Raw genomic sequence first — 8079 nt, forward strand, 5'->3', positions numbered from 1 at the left:
CTGCCGGCAGCGATCTGATCAGCGATCACGAATTCGAATCGTTGCTCGACGAGCTGCACGGCAAAGGCAAGTTCACCGACGTCAACGCCGCGACGGCTGGCAGCGCTTCGACCGTGGCTGCGCCGGCCGCCAAGGCTGCGGCAGCTCCAGCCGCTGCGCCGAAGGCTGCACCCAAGCCTGAGCCGAAAGCCGAAACGCCAAAACCGGCCACCGCTGCTGCACCGGCCCCGGCCCGCGCGGCCGCTGCGCCGCCACCGGAAAAACCGGCGAGCGAAGCCGAGACCACCGTGCGGGTCGACACCGCGCGTCTCGACGAAATCATGAACATGGTCGGCGAGCTGGTACTGGTGCGTAACCGTCTGGTGCGCCTGGGTCTCAACAGCGGCGACGAAGCCATGTCCAAGGCCGTGTCGAACCTCGACGTGGTCACGGCTGACTTGCAGACCGCGGTGATGAAGACCCGGATGCAGCCGATCAAGAAGGTCTTCGGGCGCTTCCCGCGTCTGGTTCGCGACCTGGCGCGTCAGCTCAAGAAAGAGATCAACCTGGAACTGGTGGGTGAAGAAACCGACCTCGACAAAAACCTCGTCGAGGCCCTGGCCGACCCGCTGGTCCACTTGGTGCGCAACGCCGTTGACCACGGTATCGAGTCGCCGGAAGAACGCGAAGCTTCGGGCAAGGCTCGTGGCGGTCGCGTGGTACTGGCGGCCGAGCAGGAAGGCGACCACATCCTGTTGTCGATCTCCGACGACGGCAAGGGCATGGACCCGAACGTGCTGCGTTCGATCGCGGTAAAACGCGGTGTGATGGACAAGGACGCGGCCGATCGCCTGAGCGATACCGAGTGCTACAACCTGATCTTCGCCCCGGGCTTCTCGACCAAGACCGAGATCTCCGACGTGTCCGGCCGCGGTGTCGGCATGGACGTGGTGAAGACCAAGATTTCCCAGCTCAACGGTTCGATCAACATCTACTCGACCAAGGGCCAGGGCTCGAAAATCGTCATCAAGGTACCGCTGACGCTTGCGATCATGCCGACCCTGATGGTGATGCTCGGCAATCAGGCGTTCGCGTTCCCGTTGGTCAATGTCAACGAAATCTTCCACCTCGACCTGTCGACCACCAACGTCGTGGACGGTCAGGAAGTGGTGATCGTGCGGGACAAGGCGCTGCCATTGTTCTACCTCAAGCGCTGGCTGGTCAGTTCCGCCGCTCACGAAGAGCAGCGCGAAGGCCATGTGGTGATCCTTTCGGTGGGCACCCAGCGGATCGGCTTCGTCGTCGATCAACTGGTCGGCCAGGAAGAAGTGGTCATCAAGCCATTGGGCAAAATGCTGCAGGGCACTCCGGGCATGTCCGGCGCCACCATCACTGGTGACGGCCGCATCGCGCTGATCCTCGATGTTCCAAGCATGCTCAAGCGTTACGCCGCACGGCGTATTTGAATCCGGGGCGGCGGGGCGACAACGTCCCGCTGCGCCTAATGGAGTGTTTATGGCAGTCAAAGTCCTGGTGGTGGACGATTCGGGTTTTTTCCGCCGCCGCGTCTCGGAAATTCTTTCAGCGGATCCGAGCATCCAGGTGGTCGGCACGGCCACCAACGGTAAAGAGGCGATCGATCAGGCCCTGGCCCTCAAGCCGGACGTGATCACCATGGACTACGAGATGCCGATGATGGATGGCATCACGGCGGTGCGGCACATCATGCAGCGCTGCCCGACCCCGGTGTTGATGTTCTCCTCGCTGACCCACGAAGGCGCCCGGGTGACACTGGATGCGCTGGACGCCGGCGCGGTGGATTTCCTGCCGAAGAATTTCGAAGACATCTCCCGTAACCCGGAGAAGGTCAAGCAACTGCTGTGCGAGAAGGTGCACAGCATCTCGCGCAGCAATCGTCGTTTCAGTGCCTACAGTGCGCCGGCTCCGGCCGCTGCACCGACGCCTGCGCCAGCCCCGGCGGCGTCGAGTTTCAGCAGCCACAGCGCTGCTGCTCCAACGCGTCCGGCCCCGGCTCCTGCACCAGCTCGCGCGCCGGCCGCCAGCGCTTCGTCGCCGGCACCGAAACGCAAAGCCTACAAACTGGTCGCCATCGGCACCTCGACCGGCGGCCCGGTGGCCCTGCAACGGGTGCTGACCCAGTTGCCGGCGAACTTCCCGGCACCGATCGTACTGATTCAGCACATGCCGGCGGCGTTCACCAAGGCGTTTGCCGAGCGTCTGGACAAGCTCTGCCGCATCAGCGTCAAGGAAGCCGAGGATGGCGACATCCTGCGTCCGGGCCTGGCGCTGCTGGCGCCGGGTGGCAAGCAGATGATGATCGACGGCCGTGGCGCAGTGAAAATCCTCCCGGGCGATGAGCGTCTGAATTACAAGCCGTGCGTGGACATCACCTTCGGTTCTGCGGCCAAGTCCTACGGTGACAAAGTTCTGGCGGTGGTGTTGACCGGCATGGGCGCCGACGGCCGCGAAGGCGCGCGTCTGCTCAAGCAGGGCGGCAGCTCGGTGTGGGCGCAGGACGAAGCCAGTTGCGTGATCTACGGCATGCCGATGGCCATCGTCAAAGCTGACCTCGCCGACGCGGTGTACAGCCTGGACGACATCGGCAAGCACATCGTCGAGGCGTGTATCTGATGGATGTTCTAAGCCTTATCGGGATCATCATGGCGTTCGTCGCCATCATCGGCGGCAACTACCTTGAAGGCGGCCACCTCGGTGCGCTCGCCAACGGCCCGGCCGCGCTGATCGTGCTCGGTGGCACCATCGGCGCAGCGCTGCTGCAATCGCCGATGAGCGCCTTCAAGCGCGCCATGCAGATCCTCGCCTGGATCCTGTTTCCGCCACGGGTGGATCTGGCCGGCGGCATCGACCGCGTGGTCAACTGGAGCCTCACTGCGCGCAAGGAAGGCCTGCTGGGTCTGGAAGGCGTGGCCGATGCCGAACCGGACAACTACTCGCGCAAGGGCCTGCAACTGCTGGTCGATGGCGCCGAGCCGGAAGCGATCCGCAGCATCCTCGAAGTGGATTTCTACACCCAGGAAGCCCGCGACATCGAAGCGGCCAAAGTCTTCGAAAGCATGGGCGGCTACGCGCCGACCATCGGCATCATCGGTGCGGTGATGGGCCTGATCCACGTGATGGGCAACCTCGCTGATCCGACGCAACTGGGCAGCGGCATTGCCGTGGCGTTCGTCGCGACCATCTACGGTGTCGCCAGTGCCAACCTGGTGTTGCTGCCGGTGGCGGCCAAGCTCAAGTCAATCGCGTTGCGACAGTCGCGTTATCGCGAAATGTTGCTGGAAGGTATTCTGTCGATCGCCGAAGGTGAAAACCCACGCTCCATCGAGTTGAAGCTGCAAGGCTTCATGGATTAAGGGAATAACCTCATGGCTCGTCGCAGACATCAGGAAGAACACGTCAATCACGAGCGCTGGCTCGTGTCGTACGCTGACTTCATCACGTTGTTGTTCGCTTTCTTCGTGGTGATGTATTCCATCTCGTCGATCAACGAAGGCAAGTACAAGGTCATTTCCGAAGCGCTGATCGGGGTTTTCACTGACTCCGATCGCTCGCTCAAGCCGATCCCGATTGGCGAGGAACGACCGAAAACCGTGACCCCGGCCAAGCCGCTGGTCAAGGACAGCGAACAGGTTGACGCCGGCATTGCCGGTGCCAGCGATCCGCTGAAAAGCATCGCCGATGACATCAGTGCCGCGTTCGGCGACCTGATCGCTTCCAACCAGATGACCGTGCGCGGCAACGAACTGTGGGTCGAGATCGAACTCAACTCCAGCCTGTTGTTCGGCAGTGGCGATGCGATGCCCAGTGACATCGCGTTCAACATCATCGACAAGGTCGCGGCGATCCTCAAACCGTTCGACAACCCGATCCACGTCGAAGGCTTCACCGACGATCAGCCGATCCGCACCGCGCAATACCCGACCAACTGGGAGCTGTCCTCGGCGCGCTCGGCAAGCATCGTACGGATGCTGGCGATGCAGGGCGTGAACCCTGGCCGTCTGGCGTCCGTGGGGTATGGCGAGTTTCAACCGGTGGCCAACAACGCCACTGCCGAAGGCCGGGCGAAAAACCGTCGCGTGGTGCTGGTGGTGTCGCGCAATCTCGATGTGCGCCGCAGTCTGACCGGCACCGGAACCGCCAATGCACAACCGGACGCGGCATTGAAGCGTGCTGGCACACAAACTGCACCGACCCCGGTCAAGACGCCGGGACGCGAGAGTGCCGTCAATTCTCCGTCGCCCGCATTAATACGCTGAGCTATGTCTCGGTCGAGCATCTCGACCGGGAGGAACGAACCGAATGAGAGTCTGGGCAGTCGCCAATCAAAAGGGTGGTGTCGGTAAAACCACATCTTCCATCGCTTTAGCCGGGTTGCTGGCGGAGGCGGGCAAGCGCGTGGTTGTGGTCGATCTCGACCCGCACGGCTCGATGACCAGCTATTTCGGCTACGACCCCGACAGCCTGGAACACAGCAACTACGACCTGTTTCTGCACAAGGGCACGGTGCCACAAGGCTTGCCCGGGCAGCTGTTGCTGTCGACCAGCGACGAACGCATTTCCCTGTTGCCGTCCAGTACCGCACTGGCGACCCTTGAGCGTCAGTCGCCGGGGCAGAGTGGTCTGGGTCTGGTGATCGCCAAGAGTCTGGCGCAGTTGTGGCAGGACTTCGATTACGCTGTGATCGACAGCCCGCCGTTGCTCGGTGTGCTGATGGTCAACGCCCTGGCCGCCAGCCAGCAACTGGTGATCCCGGTGCAGACCGAGCACCTGGCCGTGAAAGGCCTGGAACGTATGGTCAACACCCTGGCGATGATCAACCGTTCGCGCAAACAGGCGCTGCCGTTCAGCATCGTGCCGACCCTGTTCGACCGCCGCACCCAGGCATCGCTGGGCACTCTGCGCGTACTGCGCGACAAGTTTCCGGAAGAGATCTGGCAGGGTTACATCCCGGTCGATACCCGTCTGCGCGACGCCAGCCGGGCCGGGGTCACGCCTTCGCAATTCGACGGCAAGAGCCGTGGCGTACTGGCCTACCGCGCGCTGCTCAAGCATCTGCTGGCGCAACAACTTGTTCCGCAGGTGGCTTGAATGACGTTGACCTCTGTAGGAGCTGCCGCAGGCTGCGATCTTTTGATCTTGCTTTGTGGCGCTCCTGAAAAGATCAAAAGATCGCAGCCTGCGGCAGCTCCTACAGGGGACTGCGTATGAATCGGCCGGTGAAGTTGACGTCGAAGCCGCAGTTGGCGCTGCAGTCTTATCTGGATGGCTTGCTGCAGGAAATTCCTGACGAGTTGCCGGTCGAGGCGCCGGTCGAGGTGGTCGAAAGTGCAGCAGCGCTGGATGAGTTCCAGGCCGCGGTGCTTGAAGAACAGGCGCGTGATGCGCAGAAAACCGCCAAGCCTGCCGCCCCGGTTGCCGCGCCTGCCGCTGCATCGGTGGCCAAGGCCCCTGCGACGTTGATCGAAGAAGCCGAGCCGCCACGCGCGCCGGTGTCGACACTCGCACCGCTGCTGCAAACCCAATTGCTGAAAACCGTGCCGGAACCGGTGGTGGTCGAACCTGCTCCGGTTGCGCCCGCGCCCGTCGAGCAGACGCTGGTGCCGCCGGTTGTAGAAGTGCACCTGCCGCCAAGCAACACGCCGCCACCGGTGGACACCGATGGCCGTCCGGCCTGGGCTGCCGAAGCCTTCGAATGCCTGTTGTTCGATGTCGCCGGGTTGACCCTGGCGGTGCCGCTGGTGTGCCTGGGTTCGATCTATTCACTGGCCGGCCACGAGTTGACGCCGCTGTTCGGTCAGCCGGAATGGTTCCTCGGGATTCTGCCGAGCCAGGCCGGCAATCTGAAAGTGTTGGACACGGCTCGTTGGGTCATGCCGGATCGCTATCGCGATGACTTCCGTCAGGGCCTGCAGTACGTTATTTCGGTACAAGGTTACGAATGGGGGCTGGCGGTGCATCAGGTCAGCCGTTCGTTGCGTCTGGACCCGAATGAAATCAAATGGAGAAGTCACCGGGGCCAGCGGCCATGGCTCGCCGGCACGGTGATTGAGCACATGTGTGCATTACTTGATGTAGCCGCGCTGGCCGAGTTGATCGCCAGCGGCGGGGCAAAGCACATGGGCGGCCACAAGCCGCTACATAAATCGACATAGCAGCCGACATAACAGTCAGGCGAAGGCATTGTTCAAATGCCTCCACACAGAACACACACCGCCCAGTGCGGTTTTTTCGAGGGGTCAGGGTATGAGTAGTCAGGCGACGAATGCAAAAGGTTCTGAAGATCCGATCCTGCAATGGGTGACCTTCAAGCTGGACAACGAAACCTACGGCATCAACGTGATGCGCGTTCAGGAAGTGCTGCGCTACACCGAGATCGCTCCGGTGCCGGGCGCGCCAAGCTACGTGCTGGGCATCATCAACCTGCGCGGTAACGTGGTCACCGTGATCGACACCCGTCAGCGCTTCGGCCTGAACAGCGGCGAGATCAGCGACAACACCCGTATCGTCATCATCGAAGCCGACAAGCAAGTGGTCGGGATCATGGTCGACAGCGTGGCGGAAGTGGTTTACCTGCGTCAGTCGGAAATCGAGACCGCGCCGAACGTCGGCAACGAAGAGTCGGCCAAGTTCATCCAGGGCGTGTGCAACAAGAACAACGAGCTGCTGATCCTGGTCGAGCTGGACAAGATGATGAGCGAAGAAGAATGGTCGGAACTGGAGAGCATCTGATTGATTCTCGAGGTTGCGGTCATTGTCCTGTTCCTCTTCTGGGCAGGCACGCTGGCAATGTTTCTGGCGTACATCAAGGCGCAGCGCGTAATCGCTGCGCAACAGGCCCAGGGCGATGCGCTGCGTGATCAGCGCATCAAGGACCTGGCCAAGCGTGTCGACGACTATCAGAACGGCAACGTGCGAATGGGCGAAGCCCTGCACGAACTGCGCTCGGTAGTCGGTCCGTTGCCGGACAAGATTGTCGCGCTGGAACAGCGCGATCCGTCGAGCCTGTCATTCGCCCAGGCGGCGAAACTGGTGGGGATGGGCGCGAGCGTCGATGAGCTGACTCAGTCCTGCGGCTTGACCCAGGCTGAGGCGGAGTTGATGCGCAAGCTGCACAGAAGCTGAAGCTGTAGCTGAAGATCAAAAGATCGCAGCCTTCGGCAGCTCCTACATGGAACGCGTTTCCCTGTAGGAGCTGCCGCAGGCTGCGATCTTTTGCTTTCAAGGCTTAATAATCATCCCCGCGTGCGGTGATGTCCTTCTCGACCATCGGCGCATCCGGGTCGTGCCCCTCGGGGAATTTCCCCTTCAGGTTCCACGCAAACGCGATGATCTCGGCGATTGTGCGGTACAGCTCCTCGGGGATGCTGTCGCCCAGTTCCATCCGCGCCAACAGCCGCACCAGCTCGGCGTTCTCATAGATCGGTACTTCACAGTCGCGGGCGATGCGCAGGATTTCTTCGGCCAGTTCCTCGTCACCCTTGGCGGTGAGGGTCGGGGCGTGGTTGCCGTCGTACTTGAGGGCGATGGCCTGGCGTGGAGCAGTGGAATCGTTCATGCGGTTTCGTCGACCCAGCGGTGTTCGAGGCGGGTTTGGTTGCCTTGCGGCGGGGTGCCGAGGTGGCAGTCGAGATCGCCGACGTTCAGCCCGCGATCAAGCAGGCGCTGGCGCAGCGCGAACAGGTTGGTTTCGATCAGGTCGGCGGTGTACGGGCGTTCGGCCCAGAGCTGGCTCGACAGGCTGCCGGCAATCAACTGCGCCTGAATCTGCATCGGCCCCAGCGGCTCCATATCGAACGCCAGATCGACGCGCCACAGTTGCTGTCTGGGTTCGCGCTCGTCACGGCGTTCGTTGGGTTGCGGTTCTCTTTCCGGCGCTTCTTCGCGCTGAAATTTAACCTGCAACGGGATGATGTCCTGCAGGTTGCGCATGGGAATTTCCAGCTGCCAGGTGCTGAGCAAACGGCCGTCGTCGGTGACCCCGGTCTGCTCCAGGCTCGACAGTTGATGGCTTTGCAGGCGCGACACGGCCGCCGCCGCGAGGCGCAGCAGATGCTCCAGATC

At 62.1% G+C, this 8079-nt stretch carries 10 protein-coding genes; 8 read left to right on the top strand and 2 right to left on the bottom strand.

Annotated features, from left to right (window positions below; translation table 11 throughout):
- From DBR18_RS29160 to DBR18_RS13395, 8 genes are all read left to right on the top strand, one after another.
- Positions 1 to 1445 (top strand): chemotaxis protein CheA (locus tag DBR18_RS29160; RefSeq protein ID WP_256588697.1); only part of this gene is annotated, 1445 nt, incomplete at its 5' end.
- A 49-nt stretch (positions 1446 to 1494) separates the two neighbouring features.
- Positions 1495 to 2631: a chemotaxis response regulator protein-glutamate methylesterase gene (locus DBR18_RS13365; RefSeq protein ID WP_108590663.1), complete on the top strand. Its 1137-nt coding sequence runs from the start codon at positions 1495 to 1497 to the stop codon at positions 2629 to 2631.
- A complete protein-coding gene (locus DBR18_RS13370; RefSeq protein ID WP_003222929.1) occupies positions 2631 to 3371 on the top strand; it encodes a flagellar motor protein in 741 nt (246 codons plus the stop codon). The genes DBR18_RS13365 and DBR18_RS13370 overlap by 1 nt, the downstream gene beginning before the upstream one ends.
- A gap of 12 nt (positions 3372 to 3383) precedes the next feature.
- Positions 3384 to 4274, top strand: coding sequence for a flagellar motor protein MotD (gene motD, locus DBR18_RS13375; protein WP_003222931.1), 891 nt, complete (start codon positions 3384 to 3386; stop codon positions 4272 to 4274).
- A gap of 43 nt (positions 4275 to 4317) precedes the next feature.
- On the top strand, positions 4318 to 5106 hold the full coding sequence (locus tag DBR18_RS13380) for a ParA family protein (RefSeq protein WP_102355234.1): 789 nt from the start codon (positions 4318 to 4320) through the stop codon (positions 5104 to 5106).
- A gap of 116 nt (positions 5107 to 5222) precedes the next feature.
- Positions 5223 to 6170: a CheW domain-containing protein gene (locus DBR18_RS13385; RefSeq protein ID WP_108590664.1), complete on the top strand. Its 948-nt coding sequence runs from the start codon at positions 5223 to 5225 to the stop codon at positions 6168 to 6170.
- Positions 6171 to 6261: 91 nt separating this feature from the next.
- On the top strand, positions 6262 to 6747 hold the full coding sequence (locus DBR18_RS13390; protein WP_003222936.1) for a chemotaxis protein CheW: 486 nt from the start codon (positions 6262 to 6264) through the stop codon (positions 6745 to 6747).
- Complete coding sequence (locus DBR18_RS13395) at positions 6748 to 7140, top strand: DUF2802 domain-containing protein (RefSeq protein ID WP_007961680.1); 393 nt, start codon at positions 6748 to 6750, stop codon at positions 7138 to 7140.
- Between the two features lie 103 nt (positions 7141 to 7243).
- Here DBR18_RS13395 and DBR18_RS13400 read toward each other — a convergent pair whose 3' ends face one another.
- Together DBR18_RS13400 and DBR18_RS29165 are read right to left on the bottom strand one after the other, a co-directional pair.
- A complete protein-coding gene (locus DBR18_RS13400; protein ID WP_047292576.1) occupies positions 7244 to 7573 on the bottom strand; it encodes an EscU/YscU/HrcU family type III secretion system export apparatus switch protein in 330 nt (109 codons plus the stop codon).
- Positions 7570 to 8079: flagellar hook-length control protein FliK (locus DBR18_RS29165; protein ID WP_256588698.1), on the bottom strand; the 510-nt coding region annotated here is incomplete at its 5' end. The genes DBR18_RS13400 and DBR18_RS29165, both read right to left, overlap by 4 nt.

Source organism: Pseudomonas sp. HMWF021 (genome assembly GCF_003061005.1).
Classification (GTDB): domain Bacteria; phylum Pseudomonadota; class Gammaproteobacteria; order Pseudomonadales; family Pseudomonadaceae; genus Aquipseudomonas.